This is a genomic window from Mesorhizobium sp. C372A, assembly GCF_030323245.1.
Taxonomy (GTDB): Bacteria; Pseudomonadota; Alphaproteobacteria; order Rhizobiales; family Rhizobiaceae; genus Mesorhizobium.
In genome coordinates this window covers 1,411,159-1,431,255 of record NZ_CP100475.1, presented here as the reverse complement: position 1 = coordinate 1,431,255, position 20,097 = coordinate 1,411,159, and the positions used below count along the sequence as shown (strand labels likewise).

Annotated in this window: 9 protein-coding genes; 1 reads left to right on the top strand and 8 read right to left on the bottom strand. The window is 57.3% G+C overall.

Translation table 11 applies throughout. The features are described 5' to 3' along the window. Window positions 1–96: 96 nt before the first annotated feature. Genes NLY42_RS06600 through NLY42_RS06590 form a run of 3 tightly spaced genes read right to left on the bottom strand, consistent with a single transcriptional unit; the run spans window position 97 to window position 2,894 of the window. Window positions 97–876, bottom strand: coding sequence for an ATP-binding cassette domain-containing protein (locus NLY42_RS06600; RefSeq protein ID WP_050591140.1), 780 nt, complete (start codon window positions 874–876; stop codon window positions 97–99). Beyond that, window positions 866–1,888 (bottom strand): ABC transporter permease, encoded by a 1,023-nt coding sequence (locus NLY42_RS06595; RefSeq protein WP_031244728.1) that lies wholly within the window; start codon window positions 1,886–1,888, stop codon window positions 866–868. The genes NLY42_RS06600 and NLY42_RS06595 overlap by 11 nt, the downstream gene beginning before the upstream one ends. Window positions 1,889–1,946: 58 nt before the next feature. Continuing rightward, on the bottom strand, window positions 1,947–2,894 hold the full coding sequence (locus tag NLY42_RS06590; protein WP_198022213.1) for a sugar ABC transporter substrate-binding protein: 948 nt from the start codon (window positions 2,892–2,894) through the stop codon (window positions 1,947–1,949). A gap of 404 nt (window positions 2,895–3,298) precedes the next feature. Here NLY42_RS06590 and NLY42_RS06585 point away from each other — a divergent pair, with 404 nt between their 5' ends. After that, a complete protein-coding gene (locus NLY42_RS06585) occupies window positions 3,299–8,869 on the top strand; it encodes a trifunctional serine/threonine-protein kinase/ATP-binding protein/sensor histidine kinase (protein WP_023755409.1) in 5,571 nt (1,856 codons plus the stop codon). Between the two features lie 178 nt (window positions 8,870–9,047). Here NLY42_RS06585 and NLY42_RS06580 read toward each other — a convergent pair whose 3' ends face one another. The 5 genes from NLY42_RS06580 to NLY42_RS06560 form a co-directional block, all read right to left on the bottom strand. After that, window positions 9,048–14,513 (bottom strand): ATP-binding sensor histidine kinase, encoded by a 5,466-nt coding sequence (locus tag NLY42_RS06580; protein ID WP_023755410.1) that lies wholly within the window; start codon window positions 14,511–14,513, stop codon window positions 9,048–9,050. A 545-nt stretch (window positions 14,514–15,058) separates the two neighbouring features. Further along, window positions 15,059–16,138, bottom strand: a complete 1,080-nt coding sequence (locus tag NLY42_RS06575) for an ABC transporter ATP-binding protein (RefSeq protein WP_023734891.1) — start codon at window positions 16,136–16,138, stop codon at window positions 15,059–15,061. Window positions 16,139–16,172: 34 nt separating this feature from the next. Continuing rightward, window positions 16,173–18,281, bottom strand: a complete 2,109-nt coding sequence (locus NLY42_RS06570; RefSeq protein WP_023755411.1) for an ADP-ribosylglycohydrolase family protein — start codon at window positions 18,279–18,281, stop codon at window positions 16,173–16,175. Between the two features lie 38 nt (window positions 18,282–18,319). After that, window positions 18,320–19,153, bottom strand: coding sequence for a carbohydrate ABC transporter permease (locus tag NLY42_RS06565; protein WP_023744386.1), 834 nt, complete (start codon window positions 19,151–19,153; stop codon window positions 18,320–18,322). After that, on the bottom strand, window positions 19,150–19,995 hold the full coding sequence (locus NLY42_RS06560; RefSeq protein ID WP_023755412.1) for a carbohydrate ABC transporter permease: 846 nt from the start codon (window positions 19,993–19,995) through the stop codon (window positions 19,150–19,152). Before NLY42_RS06560 ends, NLY42_RS06565 begins: the two co-directional genes overlap by 4 nt. Between the last annotated feature and the right edge of the window lie 102 nt (window positions 19,996–20,097).

Below are 20,097 nucleotides of genomic sequence, written 5' to 3'. Positions count from 1 at the left end.
TCTCAGCCACAGTGAGGAATGCTATCTTGTGCTTAGAAGGCTTCGTCGCCAAAAATGGCTTTGGAAGGTAGCCTGATGACTGCGATCGCTGGGTCTTCAACCAGCGTTCCGCTCCAATGTGCCGTTTGCTTCATCAATTTTGCCCGCCATCAGCCTCATCAGCTGGTTTTCCGTAAGTTCAGACCTCTTGAACGTTCCGAGTTGGCGCCCGAGAAACAGCACTACGAACGTATCTCCGATCGAGTACGCGTGCTGAGCGTTATGCGTAACCAAGATCACGCCGATTCCCGCCTCCTTCGCCTTCTGTATGTAGCCTAGGACGATCTCGGCCTGATTCACTCCAAGAGCCGACGTCGGTTCATCGAGAATGAGAATGCGAGCGCCAAAATGTACGGCTCGAGCGATCGCGACGCACTGACGTTGACCGCCCGAGAGGGTGTTGATTGACCTACGCACGGCGGCCGAGCTGACGCCTAGACCACGCAGCGCTTCCTCGGTCATCGCGATAGCGCTGCGGGAATCAAATCGCTGGAACGGTCCCCAGCCAATCCGTGGCTCTCGCCCGAGAAAGAAATTGCGATACACGGACATGATCGACACCAGGGCAAGGTCTTGGAAGACTGTTGCAATGCCCATGTCTAGAGCGTCGCTCGGCGACCCCAGACGCACTCCAACCCCTGATACGCGTACAGTCCCGTTGTCGGGCTTTGCCACGCCACATAGGATTTCAATCAGCGTAGACTTGCCGGCTCCGTTGTCACCTAGCAGGCAAACCACTTCACCCGGCCGGACGGAGAGGCTCACGTCAACCAACGCTGCAACATTCTGGTACGATTTCGAGACGCAGACGGCCTCAAGGTAAGGGTCATCTTTTATGAGCCGCACCCTCCGGTTTCATCGCCTTTAATCGAGTGTAGTTATTGATAAGCACCGCTATCAGAAGCATGAGACCAAGAAATGTCATGAACCAGACATCGGGAAGCGGCGTGAAGAAGAAGCCTTGGTCGACCATGCCAAAGAGCAGGGCTCCGAAAAGAGATCCGATTGGCGACCCGTAGCCGCCGGTCAGGAGCGCACCGCCGATGACCGCAGCCGTGACCACCTCGAATTCGCGCCCGACCGCTGCGTTGGCATTGCTTTGGTTTATGGCAAAGATATCCAGTGCGGCAACTAACGATGCTGAAACCGCCACCGTCACATAGAGTAGGATTTTGACCTTTTTGACGGGGATACCCAGTCGCACAGCGGTCCGCGAATCTCCGCCGGTGGCATAGATCCAATTGCCGAAAGCGGTCTTTTCCAGGACCCACGCCGCTAAGATTGTTATGAGAATCCACCAGCACAGCGAAATGGAAAACGGACCGATCGAGGATGCAAACAATGCCGCCGACGCGTCCCCGGCCGTCACGTCTCGAACGCCATCCACCGTGCTTGAGCCAATCAACATCCGTAAGCCGCCTTGTGCAGCACCGCGCAGAATGAACAGCATCGCCAACGTTATTATGAAAGAGGGCAACCTGGTTGTCACGACAAGGAGGCCGTTGATTATTCCGACAACTGCTGCCGCCGAGATGGTGACGGCCAAAGCTGCTGAAAGTGGCCACCCACATTCAACTAAAAGGTAGCCTAAAATCGACTCGGCTGCCGCCACCATAGATCCAACAGAGAGGTCGAACTCGCCCGCTACCATCAGGAGCGTGACCGGTGCGGCAATAATGCCGATTTCCGCCGCGACCTCCAGATAATTGCGTGTCATCGGCAGGGTCAGAAACCCTGCCTCGCCTGTGAAAACGGCAAAGAAGACAAAAACGATTACCGTCCCGGCGACGGCGGTCAATTCTGGACGGGCCAACACTGAAGCAATGCGCTTGGCGCTCAGAATTCCCATGGTGGCGCCTTAGTATCAAACGACATGCAGCGCCTCCAGCCCTGGATTCTGGTTACTCCTAGCGAGCGGAAGCCTCAAGTCTGTTGACGTTGTTCGGAGTGATAACGACAGGCCCGGTCACGAGCACTGGCTCGGCTGGTTGAATGGCTTGGCGAATATACAGCGCCAGCATTATCACCGGATAGTAGCCTTGAGCGTACTGTTGCGCATCAAGGGCGAAATCTAGTTGGTGCGCCTTGAGGGACGAAACGGCGCCTGCTGTTAGATCGATCGTGCCCCAATGCATCGCCTTGCCGCGCTCACCTATGTCGGTGCGGACCTGGGTCATTGCCGCGATGCAACATCCACCGATAGAGAATACGGCGTCTATCGAGGGGTCTTTTTGCAGTTGCGATTCGGTAATCGTCTTGATCCGGTTTGAATTGTTGAAATCGGTGAGCGGGATCTCGGCCAAAGCTGAAGTTCCAGCAAATGCCGCCTTGAACCCGTTGGTACGCGCATCAAGGAAGGGCAATGCGCCAATAGGGGCGGTGATAATCAGCGCGTGTTTCGAGCCGAGAGCATTGAACTGCGCTGCGCCCACCGCGCCCTGTTTACCCGGGTCATCGCCAACGAACGCAAGCGCGCCGACATCGGCCACCTGGTCGCCTCCCTGATTAACGATAATTACTGGAATGCCGGCTTCCGACGCTTTCTTGATACTCTCGTTTAATGAAGCGGGCGTTGGATCGGACACGATAATACCGTCAGGTTTTGCGGCTATGGCGGCTTCAAGATTCCGGCGCTGCTGGTTCGGGTCGTTTAGATTGTTTTCGATGCCGCGATACTGCACATTCACGCCAAGGTCGTTGCCTGCCTGCTCTAGGCCTTTGATAACGCCAGACCAATACGTATCGGACGCCGGGGAATGGGTCACCATGATGAAGTTTGGCTTGGCGATGGCGACGCCTTCGACGCTGGAGACGCACGCAAGTGCGATGGCTATCATTGCAACCTTGTTGAACATGATCTTTCCCTCTGGTGCATCCCTTACGCTCTTCTGGCGCGCCGACCCGCTCATCGCGGCGAGCCGCGTATTTTCGGCATTCGTAGTAAATGTACCAAACCCCATTTTTTTGCAAATCAGAGGGCACTGTCTAGCGACGGAGAAGGGAGCCAGGTGAGGATCAACCGCTCGCGCAATGACGTTGGCATATTGTTCGCCAGAACTCGCTGAAGTTCCCTTGCCGTGTACGAAGAAGCGGCCACGGGGATTGGTGTCCTTTTTTCATTTTACCGCATTTGGACAAACTAGGCTCGCCTGCCAATCGCCGAACAGTCGCCCGGTGGCGAGTGGAGCCTAGTCAGCACGGTTTCTTTGTGAAACGCTCCTCCGCAATATCCAATTGGAAAAACCGTGGAGCGTGATGGATGGAGCCGCAGATCTCGCTTTTTGCGCGCGAAAGTGGTCCTGAAGTTCTGTGGAAGGACGGCGAGCGCGCGCTCCATCGAGAGCTAATGGCTTATGGTGATCAGCCGCCGCGCAATGTGCTTGCGCTCAGGTTGACCACAGTGCACCCACGTCCGACGAGCATCGCTCAGATCGCGCATGAGTTCGAACTCAAGGACCATCTCGACAGTGCTTGGTCTGCCCGTCCCATAGAGCTCGTTCCAGACCGCGATAGAACGATACTGATATTGGAAGATCCCGGTGGCGAAACACTTGACCGCCATATCGGTAAACCGATGTCGATACCTCAGTTCCTTCGACTGGGTATAAGCACTGCAGCGGCCCTAAGCCATGCACATCAACGAGGCTTGGTCCATAAGGATCTGAAGCCGATACATATTCTGGTGAACCAGATATCTGAGCGAGTGTGTCTGACGGGGTTTGGCCATGCCTCTCGACTGCCGCGTGAGCGTCAGGCACTTAGCCCACCAGAGTTCATCGCAGGAACGCTTGCGTACATGGCACCTGAGCAAACCGGACGAATGAACCGCTCGATCGACTCGCGTAGCGATCTCTACTCGCTCGGAGTGGTGTTCTACGAAATGTTGGCGGGCGTGTTGCCATTCACCACGTCCGACCCCCTCGAACTGATTCATTGCCACATTGCCAGGACTCCGTCGCCGCTGTGTGAAAGAGTGGCGAATATACCAGGCCCGATCTCCGATATAGTCACAAAACTGCTCGCGAAGACAGCCGACGAACGCTACCAGACCGCCACTGGCGTCGAGCATGATCTCCAACGTTGCCTGTCGCAGTGGCAAGCGGCAGGGAAGATCGTCCCATTTACCATAGGCGCCCGTGACACGCCTGATCGACTAATGATGCCAGAGAAGCTCTACGGAAGAGATATCCAAATTGCGTCCCTGCTAAATGCCTATGGTCGCGTCGCGACGACTGGGGCAACGGAACTGGTGATTATCTCTGGGTATTCCGGGATCGGAAAATCCTCCGTCGTGAACGAGATGAATAAGGCCATATTATCGTCTCGCGGCCTCTTTGCTTCCGGCAAGTTCGAACAGGAAAAGCGCGATATTCCGTACGCAACGGTCGCTCAGGCATTTCAGAGATTGATCCGCAGCTTCTTAGGCAAGGGCGACTCGGAACTGGCAGGCTGGCGCAGGGCATTGCGCGAGGCCGTAGGGTCACAAGGACAGCATCTAGTCGAACTCATGCCCGAACTGAAGCTGGTTATCGGGGAGCAACCGCCTGCTCCGGATCTTCCGCTGCAGCAGGCGCAGCAGGCTTTCCAAATAGCCTTCCGAGGCTTTGTCGGCGTGTTCGCAACGGAAGAGCATCCGCTGGTACTGTTCCTAGATGATTTGCATTGGGTCGATGCGGCATCGCTCGACCTCCTCGAAGATCTGATGACCCGTTCTGAGCTTCGCTACCTGCTGGTGATCGGCGCTTACCGGGACAACGAAGTCGATTTGGATCACCCGCTCCCCCGCAAGTTGGAGGCCATTCAAAGCACGGGCCTGAAAGTCGAAAAGACTAAGCTGACGCCTCTCAGCCGAAAACATCTTGAAGAGCTGGTGATGGACGCGTTTCATTGCGTTCGGGCTCGCGCTGTCGCTCTAGCTAGAATTCTTTTTGAAAAGACCGCTGGTAATCCTTTTTTTGTAATGCAGTTCCTGTCTGCCCTTGTCGATGAAGGCGTAGTTGAATTCGATCGGACAATAGGAGGTTGGACTTGGGATCCTGAAGGCATTCGAAGCAAATTATACACCGAAAATGTGGTTGAACTGATGGTGGGCAAGCTTGCCCAGCTGTCAACAGTTACGCAATCTGCACTGCTCCAATTGGCTTGTCTTGGGACCGCCGCTTCCACCGCGATGCTTGCGACGGTCCTCTCGAGGTCGGAGGATCACGTCCATGCAGCGCTTTGGGATGCCGTTCGGCGGAATTTCATCGAGAAGAGTGACGATAGCTACAGATTTATTCATGACCGAATACACGAAGCTGCCTATTCGCTGATCCCGCACGACAAACGGATCGAGATGCATCTCCACATCGGTAGAGTGCTGGTCTTGAACACGCCCTCTTCAATGCGAGATGAGTTGATTTTCGATATCGTCAATCAGCTCAACCGCGGCACTGCACTTATCTTCTTGAAGGAAGAGCAGGAACAACTCGCCGAGTTCAACCTGATTGCAGGCAGGCGAGCTAGGGCGTCGGCCGCCTTTCTTCCAGCACTCAATTATTTCGCTACCGGCGCATCACTTTTGGCAGCCCAAGCTTGGGTAGATCGCCATGAACTCGCGTTTGCCCTTGAGTTCTATCAGGCTGAATGCGATTTTCTTATCGGTCAGAAATGGGCTGCCGAAGAACGCCTCACTACGCTCTCTGTCCGAGCAGGAAGTACGCTTGAGAGAGCGACTGTCGCTTGCCTGCGCATTGATTTGTATACGACCCTCGATCAATGCGACAAAGCCGTTGACATCTGCATCGAGTATCTGGGTCACTTGGGAGTGAACTGGTCACCGCATCCGACGCGAACTCAGGTGAAGCGCGAATACGGCAAGATTTGGAAGCGGATCGGCGATCGGACGGTTCAAGAACTGGTCGATTTGCCGTTGATGAAAGACGCTGTTTCCCTCGGCACACTAGACGTGCTCACGAGGATCTTTCCGTCGGCGCTTTTCACCGATGCAAATCTGCTTTCGCTTGCCATCTGCCGCGCAATTAATCTGAGCCTGGACGAAGGGCACGGCGACGGCTCCTGTGTTGCCTACGTCTTTTTCGGCAAAATAGCCGGGCCCCAGTTCGGCGATTACAAAGCTGGGTTCGCGTTCGGTCATCTCGGTTATGAATTGGTGGACAGGCCGGGCCTGGAACGATTTCGCGCCCGTGCCTATCTCTGGTTTGCGCAGTTTTCATTAACGTGGACCCGACATGTCAGCGTTAGTCGAGCGCTTATTTGGCGGGCATTTGAAACGGCGAAGGAGGCTGGCGACCTCACGTTCACCGTGTATAGTTTCGATAACCTTAACACGAATTTCTTAGCGGCGGGTGATCCGCTTGAAGAGACACAGCGTCAGGCGGAGCGAGGTTTGGAGCTCGCCGTGCGAGCGAAATACGACCACATAATCGATCTCATGAAGGCGCAAATGGGTGTTATACGATGTTTGCGGGGACTGACTTACAAATTTGGCAGTTTCGATGATGGGCAGGTGAGCGAGTTTGAGCTCGAACGGCGCTACGCGGCCAACTCTGCAACTAAACAACCCGAATGTTGGTATTGGATTAGGAAGCTTCAGGTCCGCTTCTTTGCCGGGGAATATTCTACTGCATTAGCCTGCGCGGCAAGAGCCCGTGAGTTGCTTTGGACATCCGCTGCGATGTTTGAGACAGCGGAATATCATTTCTACGCGGCGCTTTCTCTTGCTGCTTTCTGCAATCCAGTCCTGGCGAAATCCGCCGATCCAACATCGCACTCCTCCAAGAGGCCAGGTGCGCTCGAGGACCACTGTCGGACACTCGTGGCGCATCACAGACAGCTCGAGCTGTGGGCTGAGAATTGTCCAGAGAATTTTGAAAACAGAGCTGCGCTGGTTGGTGCAGAGTTAGCGCGGCTCGAAGGCCGCTATCTAGAGGCGGAGCAGCTGTATGAACAGGCAATTCGCTCCGCCCGTGTCAATGGGTTTTTCCACAATGAAGCGATCGCCTATGAGACAGCCGCGCGGTTTTACTCCGCCAGGGGGTTTGAAGACATCGCAGAAATGTATCTTTCAAAAGCCCGCGACGGCTATTTGAGATGGGGCGCACTGGGCAAGGTAAGACAGTTAGAGGCTGACCATCTCAGATTAAATATCGTCAACCGATACGTCGGAAGCAGCGACGGGGCGACGCCTGCCAAACACCTCGATCTCGCCGCCGTTCTGAAGGCTTCTCAGGCTCTATCAAGCGAAATTCTGTTGCCACGACTCGTCGAGCAGTTGATGACGATCGCCTTGCAGAGTGCGGGCGCTGACCGAGGACTGCTTATCCTACCGCGTCAGGACGATTACGTGGTCGAAGCTGAAGCTCGAATAGTCGGCGACGGCATCGTCCTGCAATATGGCCACTCCACAGAACTGGTGGCTCCCGAAACCATCCTTCGCTACGTCATGAGGACGCAAGAAGCGGTAATTCTCGATGACGCAACCAAGCAGCATCTCTTTTCAGTCGACCCATATATGACTTTTCGCAACCCGCGATCGGTTCTCTGCCTTCCGCTGGTTCGTCAGGGGGTTCTGGGCGGAATGCTTTACCTTGAGAACACCTTGGCATCGCACGCCTTCACGTCCGATCGCATAACACTCCTGGAACTCTTGGGAACCCAGGCGGCGATTTCTTTGGAGAACACGCGTCTCTACAGCGATCTGCAAGAACGCGAGGCGCGTGTTCAGCGGCTGTTCAACGCCAACATCATCGGGATATTCACTTGGGATCTTAATGGTAGAATCACCGATGCGAATGATGCGTTCTTGCGGATCATCGGATATCGACGTGAGGATCTCGAGTCTGGCTCACTGCGCTGGAAGAGCCTGATGCCCGATGAATGGGATCCGCAAGATGATCGCATTATGGACGAAATGCGCGCTACTGGCGCCGCGACGTCATTCGAGGGAGCCTACGTCAAAAAAGATGGCACCCGCGTTCCTGTCTTGATCGGTGCGGCACTCTTCGACATGCGGTCAACCGAGGGCGTTGCATTCGTCGTCGATCTGACGGATCGGCAACTAGCCGAGGAAAAAGCGCGCGAAAGTGAACGTCGATATCACGAAACCAAGCTGGCGCTCGCACACGTAAACCGTGTAACCACAATGGGACATCTGGCGGCCTCGATCGCCCACGAACTGAGCCAACCTATCTCAGGTGTGGTTGTCAGCGCGGAGACGGCGTTACTATGGCTGGGCGAAGCGCCAAACGTTCCTGAAGCTCAAAAAGCGATCGCACGAGTTGTCCGCGATGGCACCCGCGCTGGGCAGGTGTTCAGTCGGATCCGTACACTTGTTAAAAAGGCACCCTCGCTAAAATCGATTTTGGATATAAACGAAGTCATCCTTGAGACCATCAGCCTTACACATGGCGAAGCCATCAAAAGTGGCGTTTCAATCGAAATGCGGCTCAACGAGAGGCTGCCGCTGATCTTGGGCGATCGAGTCCAGCTGCAGCAGGTCGTTCTCAACCTCATTATGAACGCTCTTGATGCCATCAAGGGGACCGGCGACACTGCAGGAGAAATCCGAGTGAGCTCTGCGGTCACGGGCTCCGGTGAAGTCCATGTATCGGTGCAAGACTCGGGACCAGGCATCGATCCCGCAAACCTCGAACGCATTTTTGGAGCGTTCTATACGACCAAGGCTGACGGGCTCGGCATGGGGCTCTCGATTTGCCGCTCAATTATTGAGGCGCATGGTGGAAAACTATGGGCAACTATGGTCCAAACTCGAGGAGTAATCTTCCATTTTGTCGTGCCTGTTGAGGAGAGAAGTCATGCCAGGCAGTAACCAAAAATACGATTCCCGATCTTCCATGAGGACGCACTCACGATGCTAGATGCGTCGTGCGTGCGGGGAAAGGACGCATTTCGTAATGATGTCACCAACAACCTGGCGGATTTTGCTTCTTCTAGCAGTTTGGCCCATAGACTCCTGCCGAGCGTTCGATATGACGGCAACAAATGCGCTACGGCGATTTTTCAATTGGCAGCATAACGTTAAACACGGCGCCATGAGGTTTGTTCGGAGTTGCCCATAGCCTGCCGCCATGCGCTTCCACGATCGTGCGGCAGATCGGCAATCCCATCCCCAACCCACTGGACTTGGTCGTGTAAAACGCCTCGAAAATACTCTCAGGATTGGCCTGAGATAGACCCGGACCCGTATCGCTGACCGCGACAAGGACGCCGTCTGAGTCAACCTTGCTGGTGCTGATCGACAATTCGCGCAGTACCTGCCCAACCTCGCTCATGGCTTCGATGGCGTTCATGATCAAATTCAGGATCACCTGTTGTAATTGGACTCTGTCCCCCAAAATGCGCGGCAACCCCTCTGCCAGTTGCATCTTCGCCACGACGCCTCTCTCTGACATTGGGATACGGGCTAGTGCCGAAATTTCCAAAATTGTTTCGTTGATTTCCAATTTTTCCTTCCGGGCAGGGGCATTTTTGGAGAAGTCACGAATACGGCTTACAATATCAGCGGTCCTCTTACCGTCTCTCATAATGCGATCGATGGCGTGCTTGGCCCCATCCAAATCTGGCGGTTGACGAGCGAGAAAGCGCATCGCGGTTCCAGCATTCGTCAGCGTGGCAGCTATAGGTTGATTGACTTCGTGAACAATGGAGGCTGCGAGTTGGCCCATTGTCGCTACGCGGTTCGCGTGCACCAGCTCGGCCTCGGCGCGTTTTCGCTCCGTCAGATCTACAACGAATGCGACGCCCTGATGTCCGAGTTCGTCGAAGGTCGCCCCACCCACAAGCACGGGCACGAGATTGTCGTCTTTCCGAAGAAGATCCTTCTCGTACGGTCTGCAGGTTCCAGTAGAAGCCATGTCCGCGAATGCTCGTTCGTCCGCCCAGCTCCATTCGGCGGGTGTCAAGGAGGTCCAACGCAACGAGCCCGAAGCAACATCGCCGCGGCTATATCCCACGATTTGGAGAAAGGCCTCGTTGGCTTCCATGATGCGACCGTCGAGATCGAAAATACATATTCCGATGATATTGGAGTCGACAAGACGCCGAACCTTTGCCTCCCGCTCTTGGAGATCGCTATACAAGCGTGTGTTTTCAAGCGAGATCGCTGCTTGCGCCGCAAGCAGTTCCAGGACCCCGATTCGTCCCGGCGTGAACGCGTGTGAGGTCAGCGCGTTTTCCAGGAGGACAATTCCTGTCAACTCTCCCTGTTTGATCAGCGGTACGCACAGGATTGACTTTGATAGTTGATGGTGCAGATACCCGTCCACGGAGAACAGGTTAGGTTTGGAGGCATCATCGAGAATGACGCTTTCCCGTGTGCGGATGACGTAGCGCACAAGGGATTCTGGACACGTGATTGACGTGATCGGCTCTTGATTTAATGTGACTTCGATCTGATTTCCGGCCGCCCGCGCTTCCGCATGGATCAGATATTCACCCCCTGACGGCAGGATCAAAAGGCCGCGATCCGCGCCCGCGTTCTCGATCAAGGTCCTCATCAGCCGCTTGATTAACTTGGGCAGCTCGATCTCTCCAGACAAAGCCTGAGAGGCTGCTATGACACTCTCTGCGTCGAGATGTTGAACCCGGGAGCCAATGCCCGCGTCACGACCTTGCACTTCCGGAGCGGTCAGGTGCGGATAAAGCCGGTCTAGCTGCCGCGCCTTGCCGTCGGCGCCCCAGCGGACATAACATCGCCGAGCATGACCTAAATGGGCAATGGCGGAAATCTTTGAGCCGCGCGCATTGTAAAACCTCGCGGCCAACTCATAGGCAAGGCCTTCGTTCTGCACGAACCCTTGATCGCGAGCAGAGGAAATTGCCTCCTCGTAGAGCCGCATGGCTTCAGCATCCCGTCCTTCGATACGGGCGAGCTCCGCGGAAACAAGTGCGTGCTTGTCGCCGAAGGTCGGTGGGTAATTTGCAGCCCACTCTCTGAGTTGCTCCAGGTGCAGCGCCAGGAGATCATGCCAAGCTCCCTTCTCGCCGACCGAAGCGCTCTCATAGAGAGCAGTCACGGTCAGCGCGGTATAGTAAACATAGTCGAGCTTCTGGAAATGAACCGGTGCAGCCCAAAGCAATTCTTTCGCTGTCTCGGCCGATGCGAGCGCCTCGACGTAGTCGCCCGACAAGAACCGGGCTTGTAACTTCAAGATCCAGTACAGGCAGGTCGCCGTGGCCGTCCCGTCAGCCATGATCTGCGCCTCGAAATCCGCTTCGTCAAATTGCGCATCGCTGAAGGTAGAGAAAGTTAAGGACCGGCCCTGCATGGTCGCTACGAAGCGTTGCTGGGCCTCGATCACGGTAGCGACGTCATGGAACCGAGCTTTCCGGACAAAATCCAGGGCCCTTTCCGACTCCCGCCACACTGCGTCAAGCGGGTCGTTCCGCGTCAGAAAATTCGTTATCGACTTGTCCATGCAGTAGCAGGCGACAGTCAGATCACCGGTGTCGTTTGCTATACGAAAGGCCGTCTCAAGAAAATTTATCGAGGTTGCGATCGGTTGTGTCCAGACGGCGACAACGCCTTTCGCATGGTAGGCCTTCCCCCGGTAGGCGACGAAACCTTGCTTATTGACAAGCTCGCAGGCGAGCTCAGCGAATCGATAACCGTCGCCGTAACGGCCAAATACTGGTCCCAGGATTTGGCCGAGATCGGCATAGCCATGGGCCGATGCGCCGCAGGTTCCGTGCTGCATTGTCATCTTCGCTATCCGGCACGCGAGCAACGACCACAAATGGAAGTCGGTATGGTTAGCAGGGGAGAGGAGCACTGACAGCACATCCATCGCGGCCAGCATTTCTGGATCCGTCATCATTGGCAGATCAATCAAGTTTTCGATCGGCTGTCCGCCAAGAGTTTGCCAGACCGTTTCGTATTCCGCCTGGACTTGCGCCTCAGTCGGGTGCGCCGAGATGTCAATGCCGAACAGGCGCAGGCACGAGAGTGCGCTGTCGACGGCTTGGGCATTTTCCGATTTCAGAGTGTGGAGCAGGACTTTCAGACGATAGGTGGTCGCCAGGTCGACTTTCGACGCCGCGCGTTGCAGCAAATCAATTATCAATTGCTCAGCTTCTTCGAAGTTGCCGCTCAAGAATTCGCATTCCGCACGTTCTAACCAGAGGCCGAATGTCAGTTCGTATTGTTTGTTCCAGCTTGTTTTGTCGAGCATGGTCATGCCGGCCGCTAGATACACGGATGCGGACACATAGGCAGCGGACGCTTTGGCCTTTCTCCCTGCGCGCAGGTTGAGCGTCGCTAACTGGGATTTCTCCTGCGGTTTAATCAGTTGTCCAGCGCCCCGATTGAGCTGGCCGGCGACATCGAATAGGTGCTCGGCGAGCTGGTCATCCGTCATGTTCGCCAGAAGCGTGCGGCCGACGAGCAGGTGGGCGTCAACTCGATGTCCGTCGGGGATAAGCGAATAAACCGCCTGTTGAATTCGATCATGCAGAAACCTGTACGCGCCATCCTGCTGATCGATGAGACCTGCATAAACAGCTTCCCGGAGCGTCTCGTGCATTGCTTCCTCTGTCTCTTTCTGAACCAGAGTCAGGATGGCGACGTCGGTGGCGTGGCCAAGACAGGCGAGCTGTTTCAACACGTCTTGGGTCAGGGGAGAAAGTCGCTTCAGCTTCTCCACCATGAGATCCACCACATTATCGGTATAGCCCTTGGCGTGTATGAGATCGATTTCCCAATGCCAAGCTCGCGCAACAGGATCAAATGTGAGCAATCCCTCGTCGGCCAATTCCGTCAAAAACTGGATTGCAAAGAATGGATTTCCCCCGGTCTTCTCCTGAACCAGCTCCGACAAAGGCCGCGCACGCTCGATATCACAGCGGATTGCACTCGCGGTAAACTGGCTGATCTCGTCGGACCCGAGGGGACCCAGCTTTATCTCACCCACCCTCGCATCAGTTTTTTTGATCGTATCCAGCATATGCAAAAGCAGGTGAGCGGGCACGACCTCGTCGTCTCGATAGGCGCCAACCAGCAGAAGGTTGCGCACCTCCGAATGCGTGATCAGGTGCCCGATAAGGTCGAGTGTGGCTGCGTCCAGCCATTGCAGATCATCCAGGAACAGCGCGAGCGGGTGCTCCGGCGTCGCAAACGCGCCAAGGAAGCGACGGAACACAGCCTTAAATCGGTTTTGCGCCTCTTGGGACGGCAGGTCGGAAACGGACGGTTGTTTCCCGATGATGAACTCCAGTTCGGGAACGAGGTTGACGATCAGCTGTCCGTCCACACCGACCGCCTCTGACAAGATACGCCGCCAGCGATCCACTTCCCCTTCGCTCTCAACGAGAATCTGACGGACCAGGGTCTGGAAGGCCTGTGCCAGAGTTGCGTATGGGCTATCGCGCTTGTACTGGTCGAACTTGCCTGCAGCGAAAAGTCCCCGCGACGGGACGATGACCTTATGTAACTCGTTCACCACTGAGGATTTGCCGACACCGGAATAGCCGGATATCAATACGAGTTCGGAGGTGCCTTCGACCACTACCCGATCGAACGACGCGAGCAGAGATTCGATCTCGCTTTCGCGCCCATAGAGCTGCTCCGGGATCATCAACTGGCCCGATGTGTCGTGGGCGGCTAGTGGGAATGGTTCGATGCGACCATGTAGCTGCCATTCCATTAGGCACCGACGCAGGTCGGCCTCGACCCCCCCCGCGGTCTGATAGCGTTCCTCGGCCGTCTTCAGGAGAAGCTTCATCACGATTGACGAGAGTACCTGAGGAATTTCGCTTATACTTTCAGTGGGCGAGACAGCACGCCTCGCAATATGGCAGTGCACCCATTCCATCGGATCAGAAGCGGTGAATGGGAGCCGGCTGGTCAAGATTTCGTACAGCGTGACCCCGAGAGAATAGAGATCGCTCCGGGAATCGATAGAACGGTTCATACGCCCCGTCTGTTCAGGAGCCATGTACGGAAGCGATCCGGCGATGAATTGGGGCGCTTCAGGCTGCTGACGCTCCCGCGGAAGCCGAGACGCAACCCCAAAGCCTGTAAGCCAAACGCGACCGCGGTCGTCTACAAGTGCGTTCGCCGGCTTGATGTCCTTATGGATGAGCCCTTGCTTGTGGACTTGACCAAGCGCCACTGCCAAACCAATGGCAATACGCAGCAAGTGGGTTAAATCGATGGGGAGTCCTTTGTGCTCCTCTATTGCTTGGTCCAGGGGTTCACCGCCTGAATCCTCAAGGATGAGGAGCATTCGTCCTTGGTGGCGAGCAATGGCGAGGGGCCGGGCGGCCCATGCTGCATCAAGTCCGCTCGCCAGCGCGTATTCGTGTTCGAGCCGCCGAATACTCTGAAGTGACGGCTGCTCACCAGCGACCGACACCGCTAGAATCGGTGTCTGGTTGCCGACCTCTTTGCCGCGGTAGAGCGTGAACTCCGCCCCTTCGCGAAGCACCTCCAAGGCGTACTCGGAATCCTCGGCCATCAAGCTTCTTATTGCTAGGAGAATGAGCCCTTGTCACAGAAAGAGATTGGCCCGCGAAACCCGGAGTCGAGCACGACCCTACTGTCAATCTGCCGGAGCGTCCATCTTTATTGGTTTGCTGCGAATGAGCCGCAGCCCGATCCCAGCCTTGCAGGACAAACGCCACTTTACATAGACAGCCTTTCGTCCTGGAGTTCCACCTGTCAGGAGTCCGTCGCATTGATCAAGCTGACCGCTCTGATCCCGCAGCTCGGTATCGAGCAACTCGCTCTCGAGCTGTCGCTTGACGATGAGGCTTCGACAGGAAGGACGGCGCCACACAACTGGCCAAAGCGGCACATGGCGAAATGGCTAACTCGAAACTCAAGGCGCGGCTTTGAAGGAAGACGCCCAGAATTTTCGACACTCTGAGAGGCCCGCCGTATATCTGGCACATGTCGAGCCAGCAGAAATGCAGACGTCTACAAAACTGCGTGATGTGAGGCCGATCAATCGCGACACGCTCTTTCGATTCGAGACAATGCATCCGGCCAGGCGAGACCCCGTTATCGTCGATGCAAAGCTTGACTGGTCTCGGCGTCGAACAGGCTCACCTTGGCGATGTCAGGCTCTACAAAGAGAATCTCGCCGGGGCGGGCACTGATTCTCTCACGAAACACGGCGACCGCCGGCGTGCCGGCGATCCTCAAATGAACCTGTGTTTCGGAGCCTGTTGGCTCGACCACGTCAATCGATGCGGCAATACCCTTGCCCGAGAGAGGGATCCTGAGATGTTCGGGCCTTAAGCCGTAACGCACCTGCTTCCCCTCCGCCGCGCTGAAGCCCGGCGCGACCGGCAAAAGCGTGCCGTCGTTGGTTCGCACCGCCGGCGCGCCGTTGTTTCGCGTCACGACGCCATCTATGATGTTCATCGACGGCGAGCCGATGAAGGTCGCGACGAACAGATTGGCCGGATGATCGTAAAGCTCGAGCGGGCTGCCGATCTGCTCCACCCTCCCGTCATTCAACACGACGATCTGGTCGGCCATGGTCATAGCTTCGACCTGGTCGTGCGTGACGTAGACCGTGGTGGTGCGCAGGCGTTGATGCAGCGCCTTGATCTCGGCGCGCATGGCCACGCGCAATTTGGCATCCAGGTTCGATAGCGGCTCGTCGAACAGGAACACCTGCGGGTTGCGCACGATGGAGCGGCCCATGGCGACGCGCTGGCGCTGGCCGCCTGACAGCTGGCGCGGATAGCGATCGAGCAGCTGGGTCAGGCCAAGGATTTCCGCCGCCTTGGCCACCCGCTCGTTTTTTTCCGCCTTCGGCGCTTTGGCCAGCGTCATCGAGAACGCCATGTTCTCGGCGACCGTCATATGCGGGTAGAGCGCATAGTTCTGGAACACCATGGAGATGTCGCGCTTCTTTGGCGGCAGGTCGTTGACGACCTTGTCGCCGATGCTGATCGTGCCGCCCGAAATATCCTCCAGTCCGGCGATCATGCGCAGCAGCGTGGACTTGCCGCAGCCCGAGGGTCCGACCAGTACGACGAACTGACCGTCCGGGATCTTGACCGAGACGCCGTGCAGCACGGCGTGCCCGGCGTAGGATTTCAGCACGTTGTTGATTTCGACTGAAGCCATTCAGATCTTCCCTATGATCGTAGGTGCAGCACGTTCAGGCGCCGCTCACATGTAGTTCGTCGGTGGAGAGCGCACCTTCGGCGATGAGCAGTCCGATGCCGCCATCGGGCAATGCCTCGGCGCTGGTGTCGACCGCCTCGATCGCCACACCATCGAACAGCGCTTTGATGTGGCTGCCCTTTACGGTCAGCGTCACCGGGATCGCCTTTTCGAAAACGAGATCGTATGCCGTCTCCGCCAGAACGGCGGTGTCGGCGTCCCGTGTGCGCACGATTTGCAGCTTTCCGTCGCGAGTGGCGCGCACGGCGTAGTAACGCCGCAGGCCCTGAACGCGCGCGCAGACGCCACCATAATTGCCGAGGTGAATGACGATGTCGCCGAAGACTGTATAGTCGGTCCATTGCCGCGTCCCGTGAATCACGATGCCTTCGTCGCGGCTTTGCGAAATGCGGAAGCTCGGAGGATAGCGTTTGGAAAAGAAGCTGACGCCATTCACCCAGGCCATGCGCCAGAAATCGCATTCGCCGGCGGGACGGTGCAGGGTGAGTTCCGGCGCCCCGTCCCAGCGGAGATAGTCAAGCAGCACACGGCCATCCGCACGCTTGCCCCCGCTGGTGAGTACGATGCCGATCTCGGCGATCGGCTGGCCGTCCAGATCCGGCAGGCCCCATGACAGGACGCGGTCTTCGCCCGCCTTCAAGATGACCGCATCGCCATCGAAATCGCGCAGACGATCCTCGCCATCATAGGCACGGATGCGCAGCCGCACCGACACCGCGCCCTGGTTGTGGCGATCGGCGACGACGCGCGCCTTGACCACTTGCCCGGGATAGACTAGCGGCGTCGCCATCAGATCGTAGGTGCGCATCGACAGCACCTCGCGCGGCGAGAAGGTCGGCGTCGTCACCGCGGCGCTCAGCCCTGGCGCCAGCGCCTCATAGTTTATGGTCAGTGCACGCGCGTTCTCGAATTCGACATTGCCGACGCGAACGCCGATCGCTGCGCCATGGCCTTCAACCGGGCGGAACCCTTGCTGGCTGCCGGACAGCGAGAAATGGAACTGCGCGCCGCACTTGGGCGCATCGAGCGGATTGCCGCCGGCAAGCGTCATGCCGAGATTGGCGATGTAGTATGCCGTCCGCACCGCGTCGTTGATCGAATTGCCGCCATCGGCGGACGAGATCAGCAGCCGGTCGGCGATCGGCCCGCGCCAGTCCGGACCTGCCTCGACGCCATCGAGGCCCAGCATCAGCGCGAGCAGGCAGCCGACATTGCCGGCGTTGCAGTCGGTGTCCCAGCCGGACGTGTTGACGATCATCTGCGCCTTCTGGAAATCGTCAGGCGCATAAAGTACAGCCATCACCATCAGCGCGTGGTTAGGCACGACATGGCAATTGCCGGGATATTTGTCGTAGCCGTATTTGTCCTCGATCTTCTGACGCGTGTCGTGCCAGTCGGGATGCTGTTTCACCCAGCCTCTGATATCGGCGATGAGCTTGGCGATCAGGCTGTCGCGCGGGATCACCGACAGGCCGGTGTCGATGAGATGGTCGATGTCGCTGGACACGAAGGCTTCCGCCTCCATCGCTGCCCACAGCATCGCCGCATAGACGGATTCACCGTCATGCGAGACCTTGCCGGCCTGTTCGGCAAGTTTTGCCGCCAGAAGCGGCTGCCCCGGCGCCACCATCGCCCAGCCATCGATGAAGATCTGCGCGCCGATCTGCTCGGCCACGGTCGCACCATTGGTCGCGATCGACCCGGAATGTGGGGCAGGAATCCCCTTCTTGAGGTTGAGCCAGGCGGTATGCTCGGTCGAATTGCCCGAGCCGCCCCACCACAGGATCGAGCGTTCCTCGACGATGTAGTTCAGCCACGCCTTGCCGATGGCCTCGGCCGGCAAATCCGGCGAAATGCCGTAATCCTCAAGCGCGCGGATGAAGGTGAAGGTGCCGGCGACATCGTCATCCGTCACCACCAGCGGCTGGTTCAGCCGCTCATGCACGTAATAGTCGATCGGCCCGAGCTCTTTCATGATCTTCTGGTAAGTCCAGCCCTCGAACGGCCGGCCGAGATAAACCCCCACCAGCTTGCCAAGCACGCCGGCATAGACCCGTTCCAGATAGTCATTGGGTAACTGCATGTTCTGCTCCAGATACTCGAAATATTTCAGCCCGGGTTTCAGCCCTTGACCGAGCCGCCCGCCATGCCTTCGATGAACCGCTTCTGCATGGCGACAAACAGCACCACCACCGGCACCACGATGATCAGCGCGGCGGCCATGATCTCACCCCAGTCGGAACTGTATTGCCCGCTGAGCAGGTAGAAACCGATGACGGCAGTGACCTTGTCGGCCTTCTGCAGGAAGGTCGTCGCGATCAGGAATTCGTTCCAGGAATTGAGCCCGATGATCAGCGCGACTGTCAGAATCCCGGGTGACACGATCGGCAGCATGACCTTGGAAAACACCTGCCAATGGGTGGCGCCGTCGATCAGCGCGGCTTCCTCGAGCTCCTTCGGCACGGCGATGAAATAGGTCCTCAGCAGCATCACCGCGAACGGGCTGTAGAGCGCGGTGTAGATCAACGCGACGCCGAAGACATTGTTGACCAGGCCGAGCTTGGCGAAGCCGAAATAGAGCGGGAAAATGTAGAGCTGGATCGGCGCCGTGGTGGTCGCCAGCAGGTAGAACGTCCAGATCTTCCACGAGGCGACTTTCTTGCGCGCCAGCACATAGGCCGACAGCGAGCATGTCGTGCAGACGAGAATGATCGTGGTGCCCGACAACAGCAGCGAATTGATGAAGGTTTTCGAGAACTTGGCGTGCGCCCAGGCGTTGGTGAAATTCTCCCAGCGGATCGGGTTGGGCAGTGACAGCGGGTTCTGCACGATCTGCGCCGCCGGCTTCAGCGCGTTGAGCACCAGAAGCGCGATCGGAAACAGCGCGATGAAGGCGCCGATGCCCAGCACGATGTAGGAGATGGTGAGCGTCGTCCGGCTTTCGACCATTCTCATTGCTCGCCCTCCTGCGTCTGCAGCCGGACATAGAAGAAGGTGCCGACGAGGCCGAACAGGCTGATCACCAGGGCCGCCGCCGCTGCCTGGCCGACATTGAGGTCGTAGAAAGCGTGGCGATAGGCGAGCGTCGACAGCATCTCGCTTGAAAACGCCGGGCCGCCCTGGGTCAGGATGTAGACGAAGTCGAAGGCGAGAAAGCTCCAGATCACCGTCATGATCAGCATCAGCATGATGGTCGGCCGGATCCCCGGCAAAAGCACATAGCGCATCATTTGGCCGTAGCCGGCGCCCTCGATGCGCGCCGCTTCGATCTGCTCCTGAGGCACCTGCCGAAGGGCGGCGAAGAAGATGACGCACAGAAAGCCCCACCAGTGCCATAGGTCGACGGTCGCCACGCCGAACAGCGCGGTCGATGGCTGCGCCAGCGGATTGGCGACCGGCAGGCCCATGCGCTGCAGCATGCCGAACACGCCGGTGACCGGGCTGTAGATCATGCCTTGCCAGACGCGCGCGGTGATGACCGTGGCGATGACGACCGGCAGGAAGTAGACGACCTGGAAGAAATTGCTGCCGCGCCGCACGATCAAGAGCATCGACGCCGCCAGCAGCCCCATGGCGATCGGCACCACGAGGAAGATGCCGGTCCAGATGATGTTGTTGGTCAGCGCCGACCAGAACACGCCATCGGCGAGCAGCGCCCGGAAATTGTCCAGCCCGGAGAAAGTCGGCGTCGAAATACCGTCCCAGTTGCAGAATGCCAGGACAACCGTCAGCAGTGCCGGAACCAGCACGATGACGAAATTGATGATCAGCGTCGGGACGAGATAGAGCCGGTGCATGGACAATTGCCCTGGGTTTTGGAGCATGATGCCGAAAAGTGTGAAGCGGTTTTCGGACGACATCATGCTCTATTGATTTAGCGCCGGTCAGGCGCCGCTCCG

Excerpts from the sequence above, each read along its gene's own strand:
- NLY42_RS06595 (WP_031244728.1), bottom strand. The coding sequence starts at position 1,888 with ATGGGAATTCTGAGCGCCAAGCGCATTGCTTCAGTGTTGGCCCGTCCA.
- NLY42_RS06565 (WP_023744386.1), bottom strand. The coding sequence starts at position 19,153 with ATGAGAATGGTCGAAAGCCGGACGACGCTCACCATCTCCTACATCGTG.
- NLY42_RS06560 (WP_023755412.1), bottom strand. The coding sequence starts at position 19,995 with ATGCACCGGCTCTATCTCGTCCCGACGCTGATCATCAATTTCGTCATC.
- NLY42_RS06570 (WP_023755411.1), bottom strand. The coding sequence starts at position 18,281 with ATGCAGTTACCCAATGACTATCTGGAACGGGTCTATGCCGGCGTGCTT.
- NLY42_RS06590 (WP_198022213.1), bottom strand. The coding sequence starts at position 2,894 with ATGTTCAACAAGGTTGCAATGATAGCCATCGCACTTGCGTGCGTCTCC.
- NLY42_RS06585 (WP_023755409.1), top strand. The coding sequence starts at position 3,299 with ATGGAGCCGCAGATCTCGCTTTTTGCGCGCGAAAGTGGTCCTGAAGTT.
- NLY42_RS06575 (WP_023734891.1), bottom strand. The coding sequence starts at position 16,138 with ATGGCTTCAGTCGAAATCAACAACGTGCTGAAATCCTACGCCGGGCAC.
- NLY42_RS06580 (WP_023755410.1), bottom strand. The coding sequence starts at position 14,513 with ATGGCCGAGGATTCCGAGTACGCCTTGGAGGTGCTTCGCGAAGGGGCG.